Raw genomic sequence first — 23,023 nt, forward strand, 5'->3', positions numbered from 1 at the left:
CTTCGCCCCTTCTTTCTTTCGTTTCCGCTTTTTTCTTCCACCCACGGCCTCCCAGGAGCACCCACCATGAGCGACAGCAGCAACAAGAGCTTCGAAAACCTCGTCGGCCCCGATGAAAGCCTTCGTGTCATGGCATCGCTCAAGCGCGGCGCCTCCCGGCGCGACATCCTGGCGATGCTGATGGCCGGCGGCATGCAGGCCACGCTGGCCGGCAGCCTCGCGGGCATGGCGGTGTCGGCGCACGCGCAGACGCCGCGGCGCGGCGGCCGCATCCGGGTGGCGGGCGCCACGGCCGCCGCGACCGACACGCTCGACCCCGCCAAGCAGTCGAACCAGACCGACTACTCGCGCTGCAACATGCTCTACAACGGCCTGACTTCGCTGGACGGCAGCCTCGCGCCGCAACCTGCGCTGGCCGAATCCTTCACCACGAAGGACGCGAAGACCTGGGTGTTCACGCTGCGCAAGGGTGTCGCCTTCCACGACGGCAAGGCGCTCGCGCCCGCCGACGTGGTCTTCTCGGTGATGCGCCACAAGGAGCCCGCCGTCGCCTCCAAGGCCAAGGTGCTGGCCGACCAGATCGAGAGCGTGAAGGCCACGGGCGCGAATGAAGTGACGATCGTGCTGAGCGCGCCCAACGCCGACCTGCCGGTGATCCTGGGCACCTTCCACTTCCAGATCGTCAAGGACGGCACCACCGACTTCAACGCCGGCATCGGCACCGGCCCCTACAAGCTCAAGGAGTTCAAGCCCGGCATCCGCTCGCTGGTGGTGCGCAACGAGGCCTACTGGAAGCCCGGCAAGCCGTACCTCGACGAGATCGAGTTCGTCGGCATCGGCGACGAGAGCGCGCGCGTCAATGCGCTGCTGTCGGGCGGCATGGACCTGGTGGCCTCGGTCAATCCGCGCTCGGTGGAGCGCGTCAAGGGCACGCCCGGCTTCGGCATCTTCGTGACCCAGTCGGGCCAGTACTCCGACCTGGTGATGCGCAAGGACGTGGGCCCCGGCGCCAACCCCGATTTCGTGCTCGGCATGAAGCACCTGTTCGACCGCGAACAGATGAAGAAAACCATCGCGCTCGACTACGCGGTGGTCGGCAACGACCAGCCGATCGACCCGACCAACCGCTTCCACTTCGCCGGCCTGCCGCAGCGCCCCTTCGACCTCGACAAGGCCAAGTTCCACCTGCAGAAATCCGGTGTCACCGGCAAGGTGTCGATGGTGGCCTCGCCCGCCGCGCTGTACTCGGTGGAAATGTCCTTGCTGCTGCAGCAGACCGCCCAGCGCGCCGGCCTGGAGATCGACATCAAGCGCATGCCGGCGGACGGCTACTGGTCGAACCACTGGCTCAACAGCCAGGTGGGCTTCGGTAACGTCAACCCGCGCCCGAGCGCGGACGTGCTGCTCACGCAGTTCTTCCAGTCGGGCGCTGCCTGGAACGAGTCGCGCTGGAAGAGCGACAAATTCGACCAGCTGCTGCTGGCCGCGCGCGCCGAGACCGACCTGGCCAAGCGCAAGCAGATGTATGCCGACATGCAGACCATGATCCACCAGGACGCGGGCATCGGCATTCCGCTGTTCCTCGCGAGCATCGACGGGCACAGCGCCAAGCTCAAGGGGCTGTCGCCGATTCCGCTGGGCGGCCTCATGGGCTACAACTTCGCCGAGAACGTCTGGCTTGAATCATGACTCGCCCCCAGGCTTCGCGCACTTCGTGTCGCTTCGCCAACCCCCTTCCGGGGGCAACACCTGCGGCCCGGCAAAGCCGGTTCCGCGGTGTTTCCCGAAGGGGCCTGGCTCCGCCGGCCGCGTCGGTGCGCTACTGCCTCCGGTGAAATGGGATTGCTGAGATGAATCGACTGATCCTCAAGCTCTTGGTGCAGCGCGTTGCGCTGGCGCTGCTGTCGCTTCTGGCGGTGTCGGTGATCGTGTTCTCGATCACGGCGGTGCTGCCGGGCGACGCGGCCGAGGAGCAACTCGGGCAGGACGCAACGCCGGAAGCCCTCGCCGCGCTGCGCGTGCAGATGGGCCTGGACGTTCCCGCGCCCAGGCGCTATGCGCAATGGCTGCTCGGCATGGCAAAGGGCGACCTGGGCCGCTCGGCGACCACGCAGATGCCGGTGTCGCAACTGGTGGCCAGCCGCCTGCCCAACTCGCTGCTGCTGGCCGCCGTCACCGCGCTGTTCTCGGTGCCCATCGCGCTCGCGCTGGGCATCGCCTCGGCGGTATGGCGCGGCTCGTGGTTCGACCGCGCGGCCTCCACCTCGGCGGTGGCGGTGGTGTCGGTGCCGGAGTTCCTGGTCGCCACGCTGGCGGTGCTGGTGTTCGCGGTGAAGCTGCGCTGGCTGCCGGCGCTGTCCTTCGTCAGCGACATCGATTCGCTCGGCCAGATGCTGCAGGCCTTCGCGATGCCGGTGCTCGTGCTGTGCTGCGTGATCGTCGCGCAGATGATGCGCATGACGCGCGCCGCCGTGATCGACCAGCTCGAGGCGCCCTACATCGAGATGGTGCGGCTCAAGGGCGCCTCGCCGATGCGCACGGTGCTGGCGCACGCGCTGCCGAACGCCGTGGGGCCGATCGCCAACGCGGTGGCGCTGAGCCTGTCGTACCTGCTGGGCGGCGTGATCATCGTCGAGACCATCTTCAACTACCCGGGCATCGCCAAGCTGATGGTGGACGGCGTCTCGCAGCGCGACATGCCGCTGGTGCAGACCTGCGCCATGATCTTCTGCAGCGCCTACCTGATCCTGGTGACCGCCGCCGACATCTGCGGCATCGTCGCCAACCCGCGGCTGCGGCACCGCTGAAGGAAGCGTCATGGAAACGTCCACAACTCCCGAGGCCGTGAACGCCGCGGCCTCCCTGGCGCCGGTGGCGCAAGAACGCCGGGGCGGCGCGAGGCGCTGGCTCGGCGCCTTTGGCGCCTCCGGCCTGCTCGGCCTCGCGGTGCTGCTGTTCTGGGTGCTCGCGGCGGCCTTCGGCCCCTGGCTGCTTTCGTTCGGCACGGCGGCGACGGGCACCTCGAACGTGTTCATGCCGATCAGCGCGGCGCATTGGCTCGGCACCGACTACCTCGGCCGCGACATGCTGGCGCTCGTGGTCCAGGGCGCGCGCTACACGGTCGGCGTGGCGCTGCTCGCCACGGTCGTGGCCAGCGGCATCGGCACCACGCTGGCGCTGCTGGCCGCCGCCAGCGGCCGCTGGCTCGACGCGACGCTCAGCCGCGGCCTGGACACGCTGACCGCGATCCCGAGCAAGATGTTCGCGCTCATCATGGTGGCGGGCTTCGGCTCCTCGGTGCCGATGCTGGTCGCCACCGCGGCCATCATCTACGTGCCGGGCGCCTTCCGCATCGCGCGCTCGCTGGCCGTCAACATCAACGCGCTCGACTACGTGACGGTGGCGCGCGCACGCGGCGAGGGCACGCTCTACATCATGCTGCGCGAGATCCTGCCCAACATCGTCGGCCCGATGCTGGCCGACCTGGGCCTGCGCTTCGTCTACATCGTGCTGCTGCTGGCGAGCCTGAGCTTCCTCGGCCTGGGCATCCAGCCGCCGGCGGCCGACTGGGGCTCGCTGGTGCGCGAGAACATCGGCGCGCTGGCCATGGGCGGCGCCTCGGTCATCGTGCCGGCGCTGGCCATCGCGAGCCTGACCATCTCGGTCAACCTGGTGATCGACAACCTGCCCGGCCGTGCCGCGCGCGAAATGGGGAAACGCTGATGGGAGCACCACTCACCGTCGAGGGCCTGAGCATCCGCGCGGGCACGAGCACACTGGTCGACGACCTGAGCTTCTCGGTACAGCCCGGCGAGGTGCTGGCGCTGATCGGCGAGTCGGGTTCGGGCAAGACCACCACCGCGCTGGCGCTGATGGGCCATGCACGCCAGGGCTGCAGCATCTCGGCCGGCCGGGTGCGCATCGGCGACACGGAAGTGCTGTCGCTCGATGCCCGCGCCCAGCGCGCGCTGCGCGGGCGCACCGTCTCCTACATTGCGCAGAGCGCGGCCGCATCGTTCAACCCCTCGCGCACGATCATGGACCAGGTGATCGAGCCCACCGTGATCCACGGCCTGTGCAAGCGGGCCGAGGCGCAGGCCAAGGCCGTGGCGCTGTTCCGCGAGCTGGCGTTGCCCGACGCGGAAGGCATCGGCGCGCGCTATCCGCATCAGGTCTCGGGCGGCCAGCTGCAGCGGCTGATGGCTGCGATGGCGCTGATCGGCGACCCCGATCTCGTGATCCTCGACGAGCCGACCACGGCGCTGGACGTGACCACGCAGATCGAGGTGCTGCGCGCCTTCCGCCGCGTGGTACGCGAGCGCCGCGCCACCGCCGTCTACGTGAGCCACGACCTGGCGGTGGTGGCGCAGATGGCCGACCACATCCTGGTGCTGCGCAACGGCCGCATGCGCGAGATGAACGCGACGGGGCAGATCCTCGCCGCGCCGGCCGACGACTACACGCGCAGCCTGCTGGCCGCGGCACGCCCGCAGACGCGCGCTGCGGCCGGTGCCACGGACGACGGCCGCGAACTGCTGCTCGAGGTGCGCCAGCTCTCGGCCGGCTACGGCCCGGCCGACGCGCAGGGCCGCCCGGCCAAGCCGATCCTGCAGGACATCGACCTGAAGCTCTACCGCGGCCAGGCGATCGGCGTGATCGGCGAATCGGGCTCGGGCAAGACCACGCTGGCACGCGCGGTGGCGGGCCTGCTGAAACCCAGCAGCGGCAGCGTGCTCTTCCACGGCCGCGAACTGAAGCCGACGCTGCAGCAGCGCGAACGCGACGAGCTGCGCCGCATCCAGATCGTGTTCCAGATGGCCGACACGGCGCTGAACCCGTCGCAGACCATCGAGCGCATCCTGGCGCGGCCGCTGGAGTTCTACAAGGGCCTGCGCGGGGAGCCGCTGCGCCGGCGCATCCGTGAACTGCTCGACCTGGTGAAGCTGCCGCAGACCGTCGCCGGGCGCCTGCCCGGCGGCCTCTCGGGCGGGCAGAAGCAGCGCGTGAACCTCGCGCGCGCACTGGCGGCCGAGCCCGACCTGATCCTCTGCGACGAAGTGACCTCCGCGCTCGACACGGTGGTCGGCGCCGCGGTGCTCGACCTGATCGCGGAGCTCAGGCGCGAGCTCGGCGTGTCCTATCTCTTCATCAGCCACGACCTGCACACGGTGCGCGCCGTGTGCGACGAGATCGTGGTGATGCAGCACGGCCGCAAGCTCGCGCAGGTGGCGCGCGCCGACTACGACCGCGGCCCGCACCACCCCTACTACGAGCTGCTGGCGCGCTCGGTGCCGGAGTTGCGCCAGGGCTGGCTCGACGACATGGACCGCATGGACCGCCCCCATGCCATCGCATCATGAGCAGGACCGAAATGACGCCCACCTTCCGCATCGCGGTGATCGCCGGCGACGGCATCGGCAAGGAAGTGATGCCCGAGGGCCTGCGCGTGGTGCAGGCCGCCGCGGAGCGCTTCGGCTTCGAACTCGACTGCCGCACCATCGACTGGGCGAGCGCCGACCACTACGCGGCGCACGGCCAGATGATGCCGGACGACTGGAAGGAGCAACTCAAGGGGGTGGACGCGCTGTACTTCGGCGCCGTCGGCTGGCCCGCGACGGTGCCCGACCATGTGTCGCTCTGGGGGTCGCTGCTGAAGTTCCGCCGCGAATTCGACCAGTACATCAACCTGCGGCCGGTGCGCCTCTTCGAGGGCGTGCCCTGCCCCCTGGCCGGCCGCAAGCCCGGCGACATCGACTACCTCGTGGTGCGCGAGAACACCGAAGGCGAGTACACCTCGCTCGGCGGCGTCATGTACGAAGGCACCGAGCGCGAGATCGTGATCCAGGAATCGGTGTTCTCCCGGCACGGCACCGACCGCGTGCTGCGCTTTGCCTGCGAGACGGCGCGCGCGCGCCGGCGCAAGCACCTGACGGTGGCCACCAAGAGCAACGGCATCGCCATCAGCATGCCGTGGTGGGACAAGCGCGCCGACGCGGTCGGCCTCGACTACCCCGAGCTGACGATCGACAAGCAGCACATCGACATCCTGTCGGCGCGCTTCGTGCTGCAGCCCACGCGCTTCGACGTGGTGGTGGCGAGCAACCTGTTCGGCGACATCCTCTCCGACCTCGGGCCCGCGACCACCGGCACCATCGGCCTTGCGCCTTCGGCCAACCTGAATCCGGAGCGCAGGTTCCCGTCGCTGTTCGAGCCGGTGCACGGCTCCGCGCCCGACATCTACGGCCAGAACATCGCCAACCCGATCGCGATGATCTGGTCCGGCGCGCTGATGCTGGACTTCCTCACCCAGGGCCAAGGCGCGGGGCGGGCCGCGCACGACGCGATCCTGGAAGCCATCGAGGCGGTGCTGCGCGACGGCCCGCGCACGCGCGATCTCGGCGGTTCCGCGAGCACAACCGAAGTGGGCCTTGCGATCGCCGAGCGCGTCGCGGCGGCCTGAAACCAGGAAAGACTTTTCAACCATGACCACCGAACTCCAACCTGCAGACCTGATGCCCGGGCGGCATCTCATCGGCGCCGAGTGGCGTGAAGCCAGCGACGCGCGCCGCCTCGACGTCACCGACCCCGCGACCGACGGCGTCTTCGCAAGCGTGCCCGACGGCACGCCCGCCGATGCACGCGCGGCCGTCGATGCCGCGCATGCGGCCTTCCCCGCATGGCGCGCCGTGCCCGCGAAGCAGCGCGCGCAGATCCTCAAGCGCTGGAACGACCTCGTGATGGCCCGCCAGGAAGACCTGGGACGGCTGATCTCGCGCGAACAGGGCAAGCCGCTGGCCGAGGGCCGCGGCGAGGTGGCCTATGCGGCCAGCTACATCGAATGGTTCGCCGAAGAAGCGACGCGCGCCAACGGCGAGGTGATCCCGGCGCCGGTGACGGGCCGCCGCATGCTCGCGCTGAGGGAGCCCGTGGGCGTGGTCGCCGCGATCACGCCGTGGAACTTTCCGGCGGCCATGATCGCGCGCAAGATCGCGCCGGCACTCGCCGCCGGGTGCACCGTGGTGTGCAAGCCGGCCGAAGACACGCCCCTGACCTCGCTCGCGCTCGTGAAGCTGGCACAGGAAGCGGGCGTGCCCCCGGGCGTGCTCAACATCGTGACCGCCTCGCGCGAACGCACGCCGGAAGTCGTCGACGCCTGGCTCGACGACTCGCGCGTGCGCAAGATCACGTTCACCGGTTCGACGCCCGTGGGCAAGCACCTCGCCCGCCGTTCGGCCGACACGCTGAAGAAACTGTCCCTAGAGCTCGGCGGCAACGCCCCCTTCATCGTGTTCGAAGACGCCGACCTCGACGCCGCGGTGGAAGGCCTGATGGCCGCGAAGTTCCGCAATGGCGGCCAGACCTGCGTGTGCCCGAACCGCGTGTTCGTGCAGGCTGCCGTGCACGATGCGTTCGTGGACAAGCTGGTGGCACGTGTCGGCGCGCTGCGCGTCGGGCCTGCCAGCGACGAGTCCTCGCAGATCGGTCCGATGATCAACGCGCGCGCCGTCGAGAAGATCGAGCGCCACGTGCACGATGCCGTCTCGCGGGGCGCGCGCATCGTCGTCGGCGGCAAGCGGCTGCGCGATGCGCGACGCGACGGCCCCAACTACTACGCGCCCACGGTGCTGGTGAATGCCGACGCGACGATGGAGTGCAGCTGCGAGGAAACCTTCGGGCCCGTGGTGCCGGTCACGCGCTTCGAGAGCGAGGCCGACGTGATCGCCGCCGCCAACGACACGCCCTTCGGCCTCGCGGCGTACTTCTATTCGACCGACGTGCGGCGCATCTGGCGCGTGGCCGATGCGCTGGAGTCGGGCATCGTCGGCATCAACGAAGGGGCCCTGGCCGCCGAGGCGGCGCCCTTCGGCGGCGTGAAGGAATCGGGCTACGGCCGCGAAGGCTCGGTGCATGGCCTGGAGGACTACATGCACATCAAGTACGTATGCCAGGGGCAGCTGTCGACCTACCCGTGGAGCGAAACTCGATGACGGCATCCGACGACCGCAGCGGGGACGACGCCCGGTTCTATGTCGACGGACGCTGGGAAGAACGCAGCCACGCCGCGAGGATCGCGGTCGTCAATCCCTTTTCCGAAGAGATCGTCGGGCATGTCGCGGCCGGCTCGACGGCGGATGTGGACCTTGCCGTCGCTGCAGCCCGGCGGGCTTTCGAAACCTTCTCGCGAAGCACGGTCGACGAACGGCTGGCGCTGCTGGGCCGCGTCCTGGCGCTGCTGGAAGCGCGCGCGGAGTTGTTCGCGCAGGCCATCGTGACGGAGATGGGCGCGCCCATCGGGTTCGCGCGGTCCGCCCATGTGCCCTTCGCGATCGCGCATGTGCGCACCCAGATGGAAGTGCTGCGGCGCTACAAGTTTCTTTCCATCGAGGACGGCTTCGCCATCTCGAAGGAGCCGATCGGGGTGTGCGCGCTGATCACGCCCTGGAACTGGCCGCTGTACCAGATCACCGCCAAGGTCGCGCCCGCGATTGCCGCGGGGTGCACGGTGGTCCTGAAGCCCAGCGAGCTGTCCCCCTACAGCGCCCAGCTCTTTGCGCAGGTGATGCACGACGCCGGCGCGCCGGCCGGGGTCTTCAACCTGGTCGGCGGCACGGGCGAAGTGGTCGGCGCGGCATTGGCGGCGCACCCCGACGTCGACATGATCTCCATCACCGGCTCGACGCGCGCCGGCGTCCTCGTGGCGCAGGCGGCCGCGGTGACGGTCAAGCGCGTGGTGCAGGAACTGGGCGGCAAATCGCCGAACCTCTTTCTCGACGACGCCGATTTCGAACAGGGCGTCGCGAAGGGCGTACTGGCGGGCATGCGCAACGCAGGCCAGTCGTGCAGCGCGCCCACACGCATGCTGGTGCCCGAATCGAGGCTCGCCGAGGTCGAAGCCTTGGCACTTGCGGCGGTGTCCGGCATCACGCTCGGCGATCCGCGCAACGAAAAGACCTCGATGGGGCCGATTGCCAATGCCGCGCAATACGCCAGGGTCCAGGCAATGATCGCCAGCGGCATCGAAGACGGCGCCAGGCTGGTCTGCGGCGGTCCGGGCAGGCCCGATGGGCTGGGCCGGGGCTATTTCGCGCGCCCGACGGTGTTCTCCGATGTCACGCCCGCCATGCGCGTGGCGAGCGAAGAAATCTTCGGCCCGGTGCTGGTGGTCATGCCCTACCGCGACGAGGCGCAGGCCATCGCCATTGCCAACGACACGGTCTACGGGCTCGGTGCGAGCGTGCAGTCCGGCGACCGCGACCGCGCGCGCCGCGTGGCGGCCCGGCTGCGCGCGGGCCAGGTGCATATCAACTATCCGGCCTGGAACGGCCACGCGCCTTTCGGTGGCTACAAAAGGTCCGGCAACGGCCGCGAATACGGCGTCCACGGATTCGAGGAATACCTCGAGACCAAGGCTGTCGTCGGCTATTGATCCCGTCTTCAGCATCCGGCGACGAACGGCAAGCATGCCTGCAGTCTTTCACTGACCGCTCACGAATATTCCGAGAATGCCCGCACCACTATCTTCCGTAGCCTCCAGCCCGGACCTGCCGACGCACGCGGATGTCGTCGTGATCGGCGGCGGCATCATCGGCGTTTTCGCCGCCTACTACATGGCCAGGCGCGGCATGAAGGTCGCGCTGGTGGAAAAGGGCCGCGTCGGCGCCGAACAGTCGAGCCGCAACTGGGGCTGGTGCCGCCAGCAGAACCGGGACGCCCGCGAGTTGCCGATGGCCACCAAGAGCCTGGACCTGTGGGAGCAATTCACGGCGCAGACCGGTGAGGTCACCGGCTTTCAGCGATGCGGCCTGCTCTATCTAAGCAACAGCGAGCAGGAGCTGGCTGGCTGGGCCCGCTGGGGCGAGTTCGCGCGCACGGTCGACGTGAAGACCCAGATGCTGAGTGCGCAAGAAGCGGCGCAGCGCGGCCGCGCCACCGGCAAGCCTTGGAAGGGCGGCGTCTTTGCTCCCACCGACGGCACCGCGGACCCTTCGCGCGCGGCCCCGGCGGTGGCCCGGGCGCTCCTGAAACTCGGCGCAACGGTGCACCAGGGCTGCGCGGCGCGGGGCGTGGAGACAGAGGGCGGGCGGGTCTCGGCAGTGGTCACGGAGCACGGATCGATCCGCACACAGGTCGCGGTACTCGCCGGAGGTGCCTGGGCATCCTCGTTCTGCCGCCAGTACGGCATCCGGTTTCCCCAGGCTGCGATCCGGCAGACGGCGCTGTCGGTGTCCACGGGCGAAAAAGACATACCGGCCGCACTCCACACGAGCGGCGTTTCCATGACACGGCGCGTCGACGGGGGCTACACGCTGGCCGTCAGCGGCCGGGGACGGGTGGACCCGACACCGCAGCTTCTGCGTTTCGCACCGCAGTTCCTGCCCATGTTCCAGCGAAGGTGGCGCAACCTCGCGCCCGGCGGACTGGAGGGCGTGCGCTCGGGCCATGAAGGCTGGTCCCGCTGGCGGCTCGACAAGCCGACCCCGATGGAGCGGATGCGCATTCTGGATCCGAAGGCGGACGCGGCGGCGGTCGAGCTGACGTACAGTCGCGCGGTGGAACTCGTGCCGGCACTGGAGGGCAGTCCCGTCACGGCCGCCTGGGCGGGCTATGTGGACAGCACGCCCGACGGTGTCCCGGGAATCGGCGAGATGTCGAGCCTGCGCGGACTGGTGCTGGCGGCCGGCTTCAGCGGCCATGGCTTCGGCATCGGGCCCGGGGCGGGCCATCTGATCGCCGACATCGTCAGCGGCGCCGCGCCCCTCGTCGATCCACGGCCCTATCACCCGGACCGATTCCTGTCGTCGGCGTGGGGCAAGGTCGCGGACTTCTAGGGACGGCCATGACGCCCGAGCGCCGCGGCGGCCCGCACGCACCGGCCGACAAGATGATTGCGCGCCTGACCCCGTTGCGCATCGATCACTTGCCGGACGCAGTCAGGCAATCCTGCGCACTGGGCTGGCCATACCGGGAAGACGACTGGCGCTTCGCCTTCGATCTCGGCAGCGGCTTCGCCGTCGAAGTCGATGGCCGCCTGGTGGGCACCGCGATGTGGTGGCCCTATGGCCAGACTCATGCCTCGGTCGGCATGATCATCGTGGACCCGGCCATGCGAGGACGAGGCCTGGGGCGTGCCTTGACGCAGAAGTTGCTCCACGAGGCGCGGGAGCGCACGGTGTTGCTGAACGCCACCCAGGAAGGGCTGCCTCTCTACGCACAGCTCGGGTTTGTCGCGCGCGCACACGTGTTCCAGCATCAGTCGGTGCTGCCGGCACAGGCGTTTCCTGCCACCACGCCGTCGAGCATCCGTGCCATGCAGGCCGCAGACGACCAGCGGTTGCGCCAACTGGACCTGGCCGCCACGGGGATGGAGCGGACCGCATTGCTGGATGCATTGTTCGCTGCCGGAACGACGATGGTTGCCGAACGGCGCGCTGGTGTGTCGGCGTACGCCTGCCTGAGGGAATTCGGGCACGGCGTGGTGATCGGGCCGGTGGTCGCCTCGGGCGAAGATGCCGCCGTCGATGCGATGGACCTCATCGCCGCCCTCGCCCTGCGCGCTCGCGGCCGGTTCGTGCGCATCGACGTGACCGAGGACAGCGGTCTCTCCACATGGCTGAGCGACATGGGGTTGCCCTGCGTCGGCCACGCCGTGCCGATGGTGCGCAACCCCCGGGCTCGCCCGATCGGCGCCGATGCGAACACCCGCCTGTTCGCCCTTGCCAACCAGTCCTTCGGCTGAGTCGCGCCATCCATGCAATGACATCCAAGAGATGACGAAAGTTCTTTCATGAAGCTGATGCCCTACTGGCTCGATACCTCTCCCAGATTCACGGGAGGTCAGACGCAGGCGCCCGGCGGCAACGTCGATGTGGCGGTGGTGGGTGCGGGCTTTACCGGCTTGTCCGCGGCAATCGCGTTGGCGAAGAAAGGCGCCAGTGTGGCGGTGTTCGATGCCGCCACCGTGGCCAGTGCCGCTTCGGGCCGCAACGGCGGCATGTGCAACAACGGTTTCGCACAGGACTACTGTGCGCTGTCGGGCAAGCTCGGGCGAGAGCGCGCCAACATGCTCTATCGCGCTTTCGACGCGGGCGTGTGCAAGGTGGAGTCGCTGATCGCCGAGGAAGGCATCGACTGTGATTTCAAGCGTGTCGGAAAGCTCAAGCTGGCTGCCAAGCCGGAGCACTACGACAAGCTGGCCCGCGCGCAGGCGCTGATGGCCAAGGAGTGCGATCCCGACACCCACATGGTGACGCGTGCCGAACTGCACAGCGAGATCGGATCGGACCGGTATTTCGGGGGCCTGATCTTCGGCAAGAGCGCAGGCATGCACGTGGGCCGCTACGGCCACGGCCTTGCCATGGCCGCGGCCAAGCGCGGCGTGCGCATCTATGAAAACTCGCCGGTCATCGCGCTCAAGCGCCAAAGCGGTTCAATCCATCAGGTCGAAACGCCCGACGGCAGCGTTCGCGCCAGGCAGGTGCTGCTGGCGACCGGGACTTCGGCCGTAGGGCCATTGGCCTGGTTTCGCCGACGCATCGTGCCCGTCGGGGCGTTCATCATCGTGACCGAACCGCTGCCGGTCGACGTGCTCGACCGGTTGACGCCGCGGCGCCGGATGACGACGGACACGAAGAACTTCGTCAACTACTTCCGTGTCACGCCCGACAACCGGCTGCTGTTCGGCGGGCGCGCGCGTTTCGCGACGACCAACCCGAAGTCGGACATGAAGAGCGGCGCCATCCTGCAACGATCGCTCGCGGAGGTCTTTCCCGAGCTGGGAAACACCCGCATCGACTATTGCTGGGGCGGCATGGTCGACATGACGCGGGACCGTTTGCCGCGCGCCGGAGAGCGCAACGGGCTGTTCTACTCGATGGGTTACAGCGGCCACGGAACCCATATGTCGACCTACATGGGTGCGATCATGGCCGAGGTGCTGGATGGCCGCGCCGACCTGAACCCGTGGCGGGATTTCGACTGGCCGGCGATTCCCGGCCACTTCGGCAAGCCGTGGTTCCTTCCCGTGGTCGGCGCGTACTACCGCTTTCAGGATCTGGTGCGCTGAGACCGCTTGCCGGCTCCCCTGCGCCTCGAAGCCCAGGCCGTTCGCCATGACCTGGTGCTGCAGGAGCCGAGGTTCGGCTGATTCGCATGCCCTGGCACGGGGCCAACCATCGCCGCAGAGGATCAGGCTAGCCGCGCGCTTTCGATTTCCTGGCAAAGAGCCCCTCGCACAGCCCGCGCAGCCAGCGGTTCGCGGGGTCCTGGTTGTAGCGCGCATGCCAGTGCTGCTTGACGGTGAAGGGCGGCACCGGCACCGGGCAATCGAACACAGCGAGCCCGTTGGTGCGGGCCAGCGTCTCGCCGATCTGGCGGGGCACGGTGGCCACGAGGTCGGTGGTCGAGACGATCGCGGCCAGGCCCAGGAAGCCTGGCAGCTCCAGCAGGATGCGGCGCGCCACACGGTGCCGAAGCAGCGCCGCCTCCAGCAACTGCACGCCCGTGCCGCCGACGATGCCGATGTGCGCCTCGGCCTTGTAGTCGCGCAGGCCCATGCCCTTGGCGCCCACGCGCGGATGCCGTGCATTCACCAGGCACACCCAATCCTGCGGATAGAGCACCTGTTGGTAGAAGCCTGATTCGAGCCAGGGCACCAGTCCGATCGCAAGGTCGGCCTGGCCGGACTGCAGCGCCTGCCCGGTCTGCTCGTCGATGCGCGCGGCCTCCAGGCGAATGCCCGGGCCCACAGCGCGCACATGGGCCAGCAGTTGCGGCAGCAGCGTGATGTGGCTGGCGTCGGTCATGCAGATGCGAAAGCGCCGCGTCGCACTCGACGGATCGAACACTTCCTGCGGCGCGGCCACGCGGCGCAGCGCCGCCAGTGCCTCGCGCGCCGGAACGATCAGCTCGTCCGCGCGCGGCGTGGGCTGCATGCCCGCCGCGGTGCGCACGAACAGCTCGTCGCCCAGGTGCCGGCGCAGGCGGCCCAGCCAGTTGCTCACCGTCGGCTGGCTCTGGCCGAGCTGGTCGGCCGCGCGCGTCACGCTCTGCGTGGTGTAGATCAAGTCGAACAGGCGCAGCAGCTTGAGGCTGAGCAGGCCCGTGCCCGCATCGAGGTTGTCGTCGTCGGCGTTCATTTCAAAACGGAATGTAGACCATTCGTCCCATGTCATGGACGAGATGTTGCTCGCAACCTATCTTCAGCGCATTCCTTCGAGATATTCCTTGTGGAGACAGGCATGAAGATCTATTTCCTGGGCGCTGGCGCGCTCGGCTGCGCCATCGGCGGCACGCTCGCCGCCGGCGGGTCGGACGTCACGCTCATCGATCCTTTCCAGGCGCACGTCGACGCCATCAACCGCGACGGCCTCCTCATGAAGGAAGGCGACTCGGAACGCCGGGTCACGGTGCGCGCGGCGAACAGCGTCGAGGGCCTGCCGCCGGCCGACCTGGTGATCGTGCTGGTCAAGTCCTTCCACACGCGCTCGGCCATCGAAGGCGCGCTGTCGATCGTCGGCCCCGGCACCGCGCTGATGTCGCTGCAGAACGGCATGGGCCACGAGGAGATCCTGGCCGAAGTCGCCGGCCGCGCGCACGTGCTGGCCGGCAAGACCTACGTCGGCGGCGTTCTGCTCGGCCCGGGCAGCGTCATTGCCGGCACGCGCGGCAAGCGCACGGTGATCGGCGAACTCGACGGCAGCGTGAGCGAACGCGCCAGGGCCATCGCGGCCGAATTCGAGCGCGCCGCACTCCCCTGCGAGGTCAGCGACAACATCCTGGGCGTGATGTGGGACAAGCTGCTCATCAACGTCTCGACCGGCGCGCTCAGCGGCATCACGGGCCAGGTGTACGGCAGCCTCTACGCGGTGCCCGAGATCGAGGCCACGGCCGTCGCCGCGGTGGCCGAGGCCATGGCCGTCGCGCGGGCCAGCGGCGTGAAGCTGTCGATCCAGTCGCCGCGCGACGCATGGGTCATGGCCGCCGAAGGCCTGCCCTACGAATTCAAGACCTCGATGCTGCAAAGCCTGGAGAAAGGCTCCATCACCGAGATCGACTTCATCAACGGCGCGGTGGTGCGCGGCGGGCTGCAGCATGACGTGCCGACGCCGGTCAACCAGACGCTGGTTGCGGCCATCAAGGGCATCGAACGCCGGCTGGAGGCGAAATGAGCACGCCGCGCGCCTATGTGGAGCACGTCGCCATCTGGGTGAAGGACATCCACTGGCACATCAGGTTCTTCCACGACGTCTGCGGCATGACGATGCGCGAAGTACAGGGCACGCTCGAAGAGCCGGTGCAGTACTGGACCCTCGGCGGCCTGCAATTCATGGCCAAGCCGGACTACGCAGGGCCTGAAGGCCGCCTCGGCCATCTCGGGGTGATGTGCGAAGACCTCGAAGCCGCACTCGCCGCCGCGCAGGCCTTCGGCGTGACCGAAATGCCGCAGGGCCGCAACTGGCTGCGCCTGCCGGACGGCCTGGCCGTCGAGTTCATCCAGGCCAGCGCCGGCGCCGTCGCGCGCGTGCTCGCCGTCGATCCCCGCGCCTGACGATCCGCCACCCATACAGAGAGACACACACCATGAGCGCCTTGACCATCGAAGACAAATACTGGGACGACGCCGTCGTCGGCCAGGAATGCATCAGCCCGCCCTATGAAGTGACGGAGGCGCGCGTGATGGCGTATGCCGACCTCACCGGCGACCACACCCCCGTTCACACCGACGAAGCCTATGCGCGCACCACGCCCTTCGGCACCCGCGTGGCGCACGGGCTGTTCGGCCTGTCGGTGGCCGACGGGCTCAAGACGAAGAGCGACATGCGCTTCATGCCGGGCATGTCGCTCGGCTGGGAATGGCGCTTCGTGGCCCCCATCAAGCTCGGCGACACGGTGCGCGTGAAATTCCACGTCGGCAGCAAGCGCGAATCGGCGAGCAAGCCGGGCTGGGGCATCCTCGTGCTGCCGTCCGAACTCATCAACCAGCGCGACGAGGTCGTGCAAAAGGGCGAGCACCGCGTGATGGTGCCGAGGAAGCCGGCATGAGCGCGTCACCGAAACAGGCGCTGCCGCTGGCAGGCCTGCGCGTCATCGACTACAGCCACTTCCTGGCCGGTCCCTATGTCGGGCGCTGCCTTGCCGCGCTCGGTGCGGAAGTCATCAAGGTCGAGCGTCCCGGCACGGGCGACGCGGGGCGCCAGCATGCGTGGTTCGTCGGCGAACACAGCGGCTATTTCCTGCAGCAGAACATGGGCAAGAAGGGCCTCAGCGTGAACACGAAGGACCCACGCGGCCGGGCGCTGATGAAGAAGCTGGTCGACAGCGCCGACGTGTTCGTCGAGAACTACCGCCCCGGCGCGCTCGACAAGCTGGGCCTGGGCTATGCCGAACTCGCCGAGACCAACCCCGGCCTGGTGTACTGCTCGATCTCGGCCTACGGCCACACCGGCCCCGACGCGCACCGCGCGGGCTTCGGCCTCATCGCGGAGGCCAAGAGCGGCATCATGCAGATGGTCGGCAATCCGGGCGAAGCACCACCGCTGCTGCGCATCTCGCTGGGCGACATGTACACCGGCATCCACGCGGTCGCCGCAATCAACGCCGCGCTGCTGGGGCGCGTGAAGTCCGGCCGCGGGCAGCACATCGACATGGCGCTGTACGACACGCTGGTGTCGATGCACGAGTACGCGGTGCAGTGCTACACGCTCTCCAATGGCCAGGAGGTGCCGGTGCAGACCGGGCACGACATGCCCAATTCCACGCTCTACGGCGTGTTCCGCGCGCAGGACGGCGATCTCGTGATCGCCGCGCAGGTGGACGACGCCTGGAAGCGCTTTGCCGCGCTGGTCGAGCAGAACGGCGGCCCCGCGGGTTTCGGCAGCGACACGCGGCTGCACGCGTCGGCCGGGCGCAATGCCCATCGCACGGAAATTCTTGACGTGGTGAAGCCGTGGGTGGCGGCGCGGCCGGTCGCGCAGGTGCTGAAGCTGCTGGACGGCATCGACGTGCCGGCCGCCAAGGTCCAGCGCATCGACGAAGTGCTGGCCGATCCGCAGATCCATGCGCGCGGCATGGTGGTCGAGCAGGAGCATCCGGTGCTCGGAAAGATCCGCCTGCCAAACCTGCCCTTCCACATGTCGGGTTGCGACACCTCGATCACGCAGGTGGCCCCCGAGCTGGGCGAGCACAACGCGGAGATCGCGGCGAGCCTCGGCTTCGATGCCGCGCAGATCGCCGACATGCAGGCCGACGGCGTGCTCTACAGCAAGTAAGGAAACAGCCATGACCGACAAGTACGCCGTGATCGGCAACCCGATAGGACACACCAAGTCGCCGATGATCCATGGCAGCTTCGCGCAGGCGACCGGCCAGGACATCGACTACAGCGCGATCGAAGGCTCGCTGGAGCGCTTCGCCGACGACGTGCACGCATTCCGCAAGGCAGGCGGGCGCGGAATGAACGTCACGGCCCCCTTCAAGCTGCAGGCCTTCGCACTGGCCACCGAGCGGCTCGAACGCGCCGAGCTCGCCGGCGCCACCAACGCGCTGAAGTTCGAAGGCGAACGCATCCTTGCCGACAACTTCGACGGCGTGGGCCTGACCAACGACATCCAGCGCAACCTGGGCTTTCCGCTCGAGGGCGCGCGCATGCTGGTGCTCGGCGCGGGCGGCGCGGTGCGTGGCGCACTGCAGCCGTTTCTGGCGCAACAACCGGGCGTGGTGGTGCTGGCGAACCGCACGCAGGCCAAGGCCGTCGACCTCGCGAAACAGTTTGCCGGGCATGGCCGCGTGCAAGGCTGCGGGTACGGCGATCTGGCGGGCGAGCGCTTCGACATCGTCATCAACGGCACCTCCGCCAGCCTCCGGGCCGAACTGCCGCCCCTGCCCGCACAGGCGCTGCAGGGCGCGAAGCTCGCCTACGAGCTCGCCTACGGCAAGGGCCTGACGCCCTTCCTGCGCCTGGCGCAGAACGCCGGCGTGCCGAAACTGGCCGACGGCGTCGGCATGCTGGTGGAACAGGCGGCGGAAGCCTTCCTGTGGTGGCGCGGCGTGCGGCCCGACACGCGCAGCCTCATCGACCGCATGACCATTCCCCTGGTCTGACCCGACGACCTGGAGACGACCTCATGAAGATCCTCATGCTGCACGGCATCAACCACGACATGTTCGGCAAGCGCGACCCGAAGCAGTACGGCACGGTGACGCTGGCCGAGATCGACGCGCAATTGCAGGCACTCGGCAAGGAGCTCGGCACCGCGGTCGAGAGCTTCCAGACCAATTGCGAAGGCGCGATGTGCGAGCGCATCCATCGCGCCTTCACCGAGGGCGTGGACGCGGTGCTCATCAACGCCGGTGCCTGGACGCACTACAGCTACGGCATTCGCGATGCGCTGGCGATCCTCACCGTGCCGGTCGTCGAGTTGCACATGTCGAACATCCATGCGCGCGAGACGTTTCGCCATCACTCGGTGTTCGCCGAGATCGTGAAGGGACAGATCTGCGGCTTCGGCGTGGACAGCTACCTGCTCGGCCTGCGTGCCGCGGCATCGGCCGCGGTGCGGGCGCACTGAGACCGCGCTGGTGCGTCAGATCATCGCGAAGCCGCCCGACGCTCCGACGGTCTGGCCCGTGATGAAGAGGGCCCGGTCGGACGCGAGAAATGCCACCAGGCCGGACACGTCCTGCGGCCTGGACAGCCGCCCGACGCCCTTGGAGATCGGATAGATGTTCACCATCTTGGCGAGCAGTTCGTTGTTCTGCGGCGTCGCGTCGATGTGCAGCGGGCCGTCCTTGATGCCTTCATGCGACACCGCACCCAGCGCGATGGAATTGACGGTGATCGCATGGCGGCCGTGTTCGCGCGCCAGTGCCTTGGCGAAGCCGGCAATCGCGGCCTTGGCGCCGGAGTAGACGGCCATGTTGGCTTCCCCGATCCGGCCCGCCTCCGAGATGATGTTGACGATGCGTCCGCGCCTGGCCGCCACCATGCCGGGCAGCACCGCATGGCAGCAGTGGAAGGTGCCGTAGACGTTGAGATTGACGATCTTGGCCCAATCGGCCACGGGCATGTCGACGAAGGCCGGTGTGCGCCCTCCCTTTTCGCGCCGCTCGGGAATGATGCCTGCGTTGTTCACCAGGATCTGCACGGGCGCATCGAAATGCCGGAGCGCGGCGTCCACCATGCCTTGCACCTGATCGGCCTGCGTGATGTCCGCGGGCGCGGCCAGCGCTTGGCCTCCCTCGCTCTCGATCTCGCGCGCAACGGCCTGTGCGCGCTCGGCAAACAGGTCGTTGACGACCACGCGCGCGCCTTCGCGGGCGAGCTCGATGCAGATCTGGCGTCCGACGCCCTGCCCGCCTCCGGTCACCAGGGCCACCTGGGATTCCAAACCGAGTTTCATGTGTACTTTCCTTGCTGTTGGATGAATGAAGATGCGGGCGGCGCTCAGCGGCCCTGGAACACTGGTTTTCGCTTCTCGACAAAGGCCCGCATGCCCTCCTTGCGGTCCTCGCTGTCCACCAGGAGGGCCGCGGCATAGCGCTCGTACTCGAGGCCGCTGTCCAGGTCGGTCTGCATGCCGCGGTTGACCGCCCGCTTGACGAAGCGCACGGCCAGCGGCGGCATCTCGCCGATCTGCCGCGCCAGCGCGAGGGCGCCGGACATCAGTTCGGCGCCCGGCATCACCTGGGTGACCAGCCCGTAGTCCAGCGCGCGAGCCGCATCGATCTGTTCGGCCGTCAGCATCAGCGCCTTGGCGCGCGCCTCGCCGATCAGGCGCGGCAGCCGCTGCGTGCCACCGGCCGCGGGAATGACGCCCAGGCGGACTTCGGGCAGCCCCAGGCGGGCATGGTCCGCCGCGATCCGGATGTCGCAGCACAGCGCAAGCTCCAGCCCGCCGCCGAGTGCCACCCCGTTGATCGCCGCGATGGTGGGCTTCTCGAACTCCTCGATGCCGCGGAACAGGTCGTGCGTGGTCTTCTGCGCGACGAAGAAGTCGGGCGCGCAGATCTGGTGGTCCGCGCGCTCCTTGATGTCGGCACCCGCGCAGAACGCACGCTCGCCGGCGCCGGTGAGCACCACCGCGCGCACGCGCGCATCCGCGCGCGCCAGCTCGAAGAACGCGCGCGCGAGGTCGGGTTTCATCGTGCCGCCGAGCGTGTTCATGCGATCGGGCCGATTGAGCGTCACGACGGCCACGTGGCCCTGGACGGCGTAGTCCAGCGTCGGGAGCTCGACGTGGTCAGGATGCGTGTTGTCGGTCATGGGTGTCTCCATTTCGTTCAGGCGGTGCCGCGCGAGAGCACGTGCGCGATCGCGACGGATCCCAGGCCGATCATGTGGGCCATGCCCCAGTTGGCGCCCTCGTGCTGCCGTCCGCTGGCTTCACCGCGAAGCTGCCGGGTGATTTCCGCGATCTGGCCGATGCCGGTGGGCCCCAGCGGATGCCCCATGCCGATCAGGCCGCCCGACGCATTGATCGCGCAGCGCCCGCCGATCTGCGAGTCGCCGCGCTGCAGGAAGGCCGCGCCCTCGCCCGGCTCACAGACACCCACGGCCTCGCTGTAGAGCAACTCTTCCACCGAGAAGGCGTCATGCAGTTCCAGCAGATCCAGGCGCGACGCGGGAATGGCCGCCTGCGCGAGCGCGGCGCCTGCGCTGGCGCGCACCAGGTCGACGGCGGCGGCGCCGTAGCTGGTTTCCGGCGTCTCGCTGCACGCTGCCGAGGCGCGCACGCGCACACAGCGAGCGGCATCCAGGCCCAGGCGGCGCAGCGCGCGGCCCGACACCAGGATCGCGGCGGCCGCGCCTTCGCCGCGCGGGCAGCATTGCTGGACCGTCAGATCCCCCGCCACGCGCGGCGAGCCGAGCACCTGCTCGAGGGTGCGCGGCTTGCGGAACTGCGCATACGGATTGCGCGAGGCATTGCCATGGTTCTTGACGGCAACCTTGGCCATCGCCTGCGCGTCGGCGCCACGCTCCCTCAGGTAGGTGCGCGCCATCATGGCGAACTTCACGGCGGGCACCGTGGCGGTGTCGCTCAGCCGTGCCAACCCTTCCTTGTCGGCGGCGCGCCGGCCATCGCCGTGCTTGTCCACGCCGACGGCCAGCACCACGTCGCTCACGCCGCGCGCCACCTCCATGCAGGCCTGGCGGAACGCGAACGACCCCGATGCGGACGCGTTCTCGACCTGCGTGACCGCCAGCCCCGTGGCGCCGAGGTGCCGGAACATCACGCGCCCCGCGGCCATGCCGATGGACGTGGTTCCGACATAGGCGCTCTGGACCTCCGGCCACGCCAGGCCCGCGTCTGCCAGCGCGCCCCGCACTGCGGCGAGCCCCAGGTGCGTGTAGGGCGTGTCGCTCGGGAACTGGTACGCATGCATGCCGATGCCGGCCACGTACACGCCGTCGTTGTCGTCGATCCAGTTGCTCATCGCGCCGCTCCTTCGGCCGGCACGAAGCGGCATGCAAAAGTCTCTCCGCCGGGCAACGCAACGGCGACGGCGCAAAGCGCCATGCCGACCCGCAGGCACGACTCGTCCGATCCGGCCATCACGCCCTCTTCGATGATTCCGTCCTCGATGAGGATGTCCGCCGCAATGCGCGGCACCTCCATGCCGGGCAGCAGCGGCACATGCAGCGTCACGAACTCCAGCAGCTTGCCGCCGCCTGGTCGCGCGACTTTCTTGGCGTTGCTCAGCGGGTCGCCGCAATGGCTGCAGCCGGGCACGTTGGCGGGGAAGGCGAGCTTCCCGCAGGCCGCGCACTGCGCGAAGAGGAACTCCAGCGACGCACCGTCGGGCGCAAGCTGGTAGAGCGTTGGATGCTGTGGCTGAAGGCCACGCAATTCATTGGTCATGGAACTGGTTTCCTGGTTTTGCAAAAAGGGCGGGGGGCGGGGGGCGGGCAGCGCGTGGCTACTCCAGCTTGGCGCCGGAGCTCTGCACCACGTCGCGCCAGCGCGTCATTTCCGACTTGACGAAAGCGTCCAGCTTCTCGCCGCGCATGCCGCGCATCGGCACGCTGCCGAACTTCTCGGTGGCGGCCAGCAGCTCTGGATTCACGATGGCTTCGGCCATGGCGTCGGCAAGGCGCTTGACGATGGGCGCCGGCGTCTTCGACGAGACGAACATCGCGCCCCACGCGCTCGACGCAGCGCCGGGATAGCCCAGTTCGCCCACGGTCGGCAGGTCGGGCGCGCTGGACAGCCGCGACTTGCCGGTGACCGCCAGCGCCTTCAGCTTGCCCGACTGCACGAAGGGCAGCACCACGGCTGCGTAGTCGAAGGCGAGGTCGAGGTTGCCGGCGATCAGGTCGGTCAACGCGGGGCTGCTGCCCTTGTAGGGCACGTGTGTCATCTTGATGCCCGCGGTCGTCTGGAAGAGCTCCGCCGTCAGGTGCGTGGCCGTGCCCGCGCCCGCCGAGCCGAAGTTGAGCTTGCCGGGGTTCTTCTTGGCGTACTCCACCAGCTCGGGCACCGTCTTGAACGGCTTGTTCGGATTGATGACCAGGATCAGCGGCGACTCCGACATGCCGTGCACGGCGGTGAAGTCCTTGACCGGGTCGTAGCGCACGTTCTTGTAGAGCGCCAGGTTGGCGGCGTGCGTACCCTGGGTGCCGTAGATCAGGGTGTAGCCGTCTGCCGGCTGCCGCACCGCGGAGTCCACCCCGATCGAGCCGCCCGCGCCGGGCCGGTTTTCCACGACCACGGGCTGCCCGAGCTTCTCGCCGAGCTTCTGCGCCAGCAGGCGCGAGGTGTTGTCGGTGATGCCTCCGGGCGGGAACGGCACGACGAAGGTCAGCGGCCTGGACGGCCAGCCGTCGGCCTCGCTGGCGGCGTGCCCGGGGGCGGAAAGAAGAAGTGCGCAGCCGAGAGCGGCAATGGCTTTGAGGAAGGTTTTCAAGGTTGTCTCCTGGTTTTGGAATTCGATTCGTTTGTGTTTTTTCTACGAATGGACGTAGACTACTTCAACCCTTCGTTGTTTGACAACCGTGCTTTCTGACTTTTTTGATCGCCGCCCAGGA

Annotated in this window: 22 protein-coding genes; 16 read left to right on the top strand and 6 right to left on the bottom strand. The window is 68.6% G+C overall.

Going from position 1 to position 23,023, the window contains the following annotated elements; translation table 11 throughout:
* The first annotated feature begins 66 nt into the window (after nt 1–66).
* The 10 genes from QRN67_RS15790 to QRN67_RS15835 all read left to right on the top strand — a co-directional run bounded on the left by QRN67_RS15790 (nt 67) and on the right by QRN67_RS15835 (nt 13,063).
* Nucleotides 67–1,689 carry an ABC transporter substrate-binding protein gene (locus QRN67_RS15790; protein ID WP_285412530.1) on the top strand — a complete coding sequence of 541 codons (1,623 nt, stop codon included), beginning with the start codon at nt 67–69 and terminating at the stop codon, nt 1,687–1,689.
* A gap of 161 nt (nt 1,690–1,850) precedes the next feature.
* Nucleotides 1,851–2,807, top strand: coding sequence for an ABC transporter permease (locus QRN67_RS15795; protein ID WP_081270968.1), 957 nt, complete (start codon nt 1,851–1,853; stop codon nt 2,805–2,807).
* Between the two features lie 10 nt (nt 2,808–2,817).
* Nucleotides 2,818–3,723 carry an ABC transporter permease gene (locus QRN67_RS15800; protein WP_285412532.1) on the top strand — a complete coding sequence of 302 codons (906 nt, stop codon included), beginning with the start codon at nt 2,818–2,820 and terminating at the stop codon, nt 3,721–3,723.
* Complete coding sequence (locus QRN67_RS15805) at nt 3,723–5,360, top strand: ABC transporter ATP-binding protein (RefSeq protein WP_285412533.1); 1,638 nt, start codon at nt 3,723–3,725, stop codon at nt 5,358–5,360. The genes QRN67_RS15800 and QRN67_RS15805 overlap by 1 nt, the downstream gene beginning before the upstream one ends.
* A gap of 11 nt (nt 5,361–5,371) precedes the next feature.
* Complete coding sequence (locus QRN67_RS15810) at nt 5,372–6,460, top strand: tartrate dehydrogenase (RefSeq protein ID WP_106937874.1); 1,089 nt, start codon at nt 5,372–5,374, stop codon at nt 6,458–6,460.
* A 22-nt stretch (nt 6,461–6,482) separates the two neighbouring features.
* Entirely contained in the window at nt 6,483–7,988 is a 1,506-nt protein-coding gene (locus QRN67_RS15815) for an NAD-dependent succinate-semialdehyde dehydrogenase (protein WP_285412534.1), read from the top strand.
* A complete protein-coding gene (locus QRN67_RS15820) occupies nt 7,985–9,427 on the top strand; it encodes an aldehyde dehydrogenase family protein (protein ID WP_285412535.1) in 1,443 nt (480 codons plus the stop codon). The genes QRN67_RS15815 and QRN67_RS15820 overlap by 4 nt, the downstream gene beginning before the upstream one ends.
* Before the next feature lie 76 nt (nt 9,428–9,503).
* Nucleotides 9,504–10,829, top strand: coding sequence for an NAD(P)/FAD-dependent oxidoreductase (locus QRN67_RS15825; protein ID WP_285412536.1), 1,326 nt, complete (start codon nt 9,504–9,506; stop codon nt 10,827–10,829).
* 8 nt (nt 10,830–10,837) lie between these two features.
* On the top strand, nt 10,838–11,737 hold the full coding sequence (locus QRN67_RS15830) for a GNAT family N-acetyltransferase (RefSeq protein ID WP_285412537.1): 900 nt from the start codon (nt 10,838–10,840) through the stop codon (nt 11,735–11,737).
* Nucleotides 11,738–11,785: 48 nt separating this feature from the next.
* Nucleotides 11,786–13,063, top strand: coding sequence for an NAD(P)/FAD-dependent oxidoreductase (locus QRN67_RS15835; RefSeq protein WP_285412538.1), 1,278 nt, complete (start codon nt 11,786–11,788; stop codon nt 13,061–13,063).
* 127 nt (nt 13,064–13,190) lie between these two features.
* Here the strand turns inward: QRN67_RS15835 and QRN67_RS15840 are convergent, their stop codons facing one another.
* Nucleotides 13,191–14,135: a LysR family transcriptional regulator gene (locus QRN67_RS15840; RefSeq protein WP_285412539.1), complete on the bottom strand. Its 945-nt coding sequence runs from the start codon at nt 14,133–14,135 to the stop codon at nt 13,191–13,193.
* A gap of 102 nt (nt 14,136–14,237) precedes the next feature.
* Here QRN67_RS15840 and QRN67_RS15845 point away from each other — a divergent pair, with 102 nt between their 5' ends.
* Genes QRN67_RS15845 through aroQ form a run of 6 tightly spaced genes read left to right on the top strand, consistent with a single transcriptional unit; the run spans nt 14,238 to nt 18,566 of the window.
* Nucleotides 14,238–15,167 (top strand): ketopantoate reductase family protein, encoded by a 930-nt coding sequence (locus QRN67_RS15845; RefSeq protein WP_081270978.1) that lies wholly within the window; start codon nt 14,238–14,240, stop codon nt 15,165–15,167.
* Nucleotides 15,164–15,547 carry a VOC family protein gene (locus QRN67_RS15850; protein WP_285412540.1) on the top strand — a complete coding sequence of 128 codons (384 nt, stop codon included), beginning with the start codon at nt 15,164–15,166 and terminating at the stop codon, nt 15,545–15,547. The genes QRN67_RS15845 and QRN67_RS15850 overlap by 4 nt, the downstream gene beginning before the upstream one ends.
* A gap of 41 nt (nt 15,548–15,588) precedes the next feature.
* Nucleotides 15,589–16,041: a MaoC family dehydratase gene (locus QRN67_RS15855; RefSeq protein WP_081271075.1), complete on the top strand. Its 453-nt coding sequence runs from the start codon at nt 15,589–15,591 to the stop codon at nt 16,039–16,041.
* Nucleotides 16,038–17,267 (top strand): CaiB/BaiF CoA transferase family protein, encoded by a 1,230-nt coding sequence (locus QRN67_RS15860; protein WP_081270980.1) that lies wholly within the window; start codon nt 16,038–16,040, stop codon nt 17,265–17,267. Before QRN67_RS15855 ends, QRN67_RS15860 begins: the two co-directional genes overlap by 4 nt.
* A gap of 10 nt (nt 17,268–17,277) precedes the next feature.
* Nucleotides 17,278–18,099: a shikimate dehydrogenase gene (aroE, locus tag QRN67_RS15865; RefSeq protein ID WP_285412542.1), complete on the top strand. Its 822-nt coding sequence runs from the start codon at nt 17,278–17,280 to the stop codon at nt 18,097–18,099.
* A 23-nt stretch (nt 18,100–18,122) separates the two neighbouring features.
* A complete protein-coding gene (aroQ, locus tag QRN67_RS15870; RefSeq protein ID WP_285412544.1) occupies nt 18,123–18,566 on the top strand; it encodes a type II 3-dehydroquinate dehydratase in 444 nt (147 codons plus the stop codon).
* Nucleotides 18,567–18,581: 15 nt separating this feature from the next.
* Here aroQ and QRN67_RS15875 read toward each other — a convergent pair whose 3' ends face one another.
* Genes QRN67_RS15875 through QRN67_RS15895 form a run of 5 tightly spaced genes read right to left on the bottom strand, consistent with a single transcriptional unit; the run spans nt 18,582 to nt 22,902 of the window.
* On the bottom strand, nt 18,582–19,397 hold the full coding sequence (locus tag QRN67_RS15875; protein ID WP_106937885.1) for an SDR family NAD(P)-dependent oxidoreductase: 816 nt from the start codon (nt 19,395–19,397) through the stop codon (nt 18,582–18,584).
* Between the two features lie 44 nt (nt 19,398–19,441).
* Nucleotides 19,442–20,260: an enoyl-CoA hydratase/isomerase family protein gene (locus QRN67_RS15880; RefSeq protein ID WP_285412546.1), complete on the bottom strand. Its 819-nt coding sequence runs from the start codon at nt 20,258–20,260 to the stop codon at nt 19,442–19,444.
* Nucleotides 20,261–20,277: 17 nt separating this feature from the next.
* Entirely contained in the window at nt 20,278–21,432 is a 1,155-nt protein-coding gene (locus QRN67_RS15885; RefSeq protein WP_285412547.1) for a thiolase family protein, read from the bottom strand.
* Entirely contained in the window at nt 21,429–21,857 is a 429-nt protein-coding gene (locus tag QRN67_RS15890; RefSeq protein ID WP_081270985.1) for a Zn-ribbon domain-containing OB-fold protein, read from the bottom strand. The genes QRN67_RS15885 and QRN67_RS15890 overlap by 4 nt, the downstream gene beginning before the upstream one ends.
* A 58-nt stretch (nt 21,858–21,915) precedes the next feature.
* On the bottom strand, nt 21,916–22,902 hold the full coding sequence (locus QRN67_RS15895) for a Bug family tripartite tricarboxylate transporter substrate binding protein (protein ID WP_285412548.1): 987 nt from the start codon (nt 22,900–22,902) through the stop codon (nt 21,916–21,918).
* Nucleotides 22,903–23,023: the final 121 nt, after the last annotated feature.

Origin of the sequence: Variovorax sp. efr-133-TYG-130 (assembly GCF_030208835.1) — a bacterium.
Taxonomy (GTDB): Bacteria; Pseudomonadota; Gammaproteobacteria; order Burkholderiales; family Burkholderiaceae_C; genus Variovorax.

Bases quoted from the DNA above. Each gene is read 5' to 3' on its own strand.
- QRN67_RS15790 (WP_285412530.1), top strand. From the start codon at position 67: ATGAGCGACAGCAGCAACAAGAGCTTCGAAAACCTCGTCGGCCCCGAT.
- QRN67_RS15795 (WP_081270968.1), top strand. From the start codon at position 1,851: ATGAATCGACTGATCCTCAAGCTCTTGGTGCAGCGCGTTGCGCTGGCG.
- QRN67_RS15800 (WP_285412532.1), top strand. From the start codon at position 2,818: ATGGAAACGTCCACAACTCCCGAGGCCGTGAACGCCGCGGCCTCCCTG.
- QRN67_RS15805 (WP_285412533.1), top strand. From the start codon at position 3,723: ATGGGAGCACCACTCACCGTCGAGGGCCTGAGCATCCGCGCGGGCACG.
- QRN67_RS15810 (WP_106937874.1), top strand. From the start codon at position 5,372: ATGACGCCCACCTTCCGCATCGCGGTGATCGCCGGCGACGGCATCGGC.
- QRN67_RS15815 (WP_285412534.1), top strand. From the start codon at position 6,483: ATGACCACCGAACTCCAACCTGCAGACCTGATGCCCGGGCGGCATCTC.
- QRN67_RS15820 (WP_285412535.1), top strand. From the start codon at position 7,985: ATGACGGCATCCGACGACCGCAGCGGGGACGACGCCCGGTTCTATGTC.
- QRN67_RS15825 (WP_285412536.1), top strand. From the start codon at position 9,504: ATGCCCGCACCACTATCTTCCGTAGCCTCCAGCCCGGACCTGCCGACG.
- QRN67_RS15830 (WP_285412537.1), top strand. From the start codon at position 10,838: ATGACGCCCGAGCGCCGCGGCGGCCCGCACGCACCGGCCGACAAGATG.
- QRN67_RS15835 (WP_285412538.1), top strand. From the start codon at position 11,786: ATGAAGCTGATGCCCTACTGGCTCGATACCTCTCCCAGATTCACGGGA.
- QRN67_RS15840 (WP_285412539.1), bottom strand. From the start codon at position 14,135: ATGAACGCCGACGACGACAACCTCGATGCGGGCACGGGCCTGCTCAGC.
- QRN67_RS15845 (WP_081270978.1), top strand. From the start codon at position 14,238: ATGAAGATCTATTTCCTGGGCGCTGGCGCGCTCGGCTGCGCCATCGGC.
- QRN67_RS15850 (WP_285412540.1), top strand. From the start codon at position 15,164: ATGAGCACGCCGCGCGCCTATGTGGAGCACGTCGCCATCTGGGTGAAG.
- QRN67_RS15860 (WP_081270980.1), top strand. From the start codon at position 16,038: ATGAGCGCGTCACCGAAACAGGCGCTGCCGCTGGCAGGCCTGCGCGTC.
- aroE (WP_285412542.1), top strand. From the start codon at position 17,278: ATGACCGACAAGTACGCCGTGATCGGCAACCCGATAGGACACACCAAG.
- aroQ (WP_285412544.1), top strand. From the start codon at position 18,123: ATGAAGATCCTCATGCTGCACGGCATCAACCACGACATGTTCGGCAAG.
- QRN67_RS15875 (WP_106937885.1), bottom strand. From the start codon at position 19,397: ATGAAACTCGGTTTGGAATCCCAGGTGGCCCTGGTGACCGGAGGCGGG.
- QRN67_RS15880 (WP_285412546.1), bottom strand. From the start codon at position 20,260: ATGACCGACAACACGCATCCTGACCACGTCGAGCTCCCGACGCTGGAC.
- QRN67_RS15885 (WP_285412547.1), bottom strand. From the start codon at position 21,432: ATGAGCAACTGGATCGACGACAACGACGGCGTGTACGTGGCCGGCATC.
- QRN67_RS15890 (WP_081270985.1), bottom strand. From the start codon at position 21,857: ATGACCAATGAATTGCGTGGCCTTCAGCCACAGCATCCAACGCTCTAC.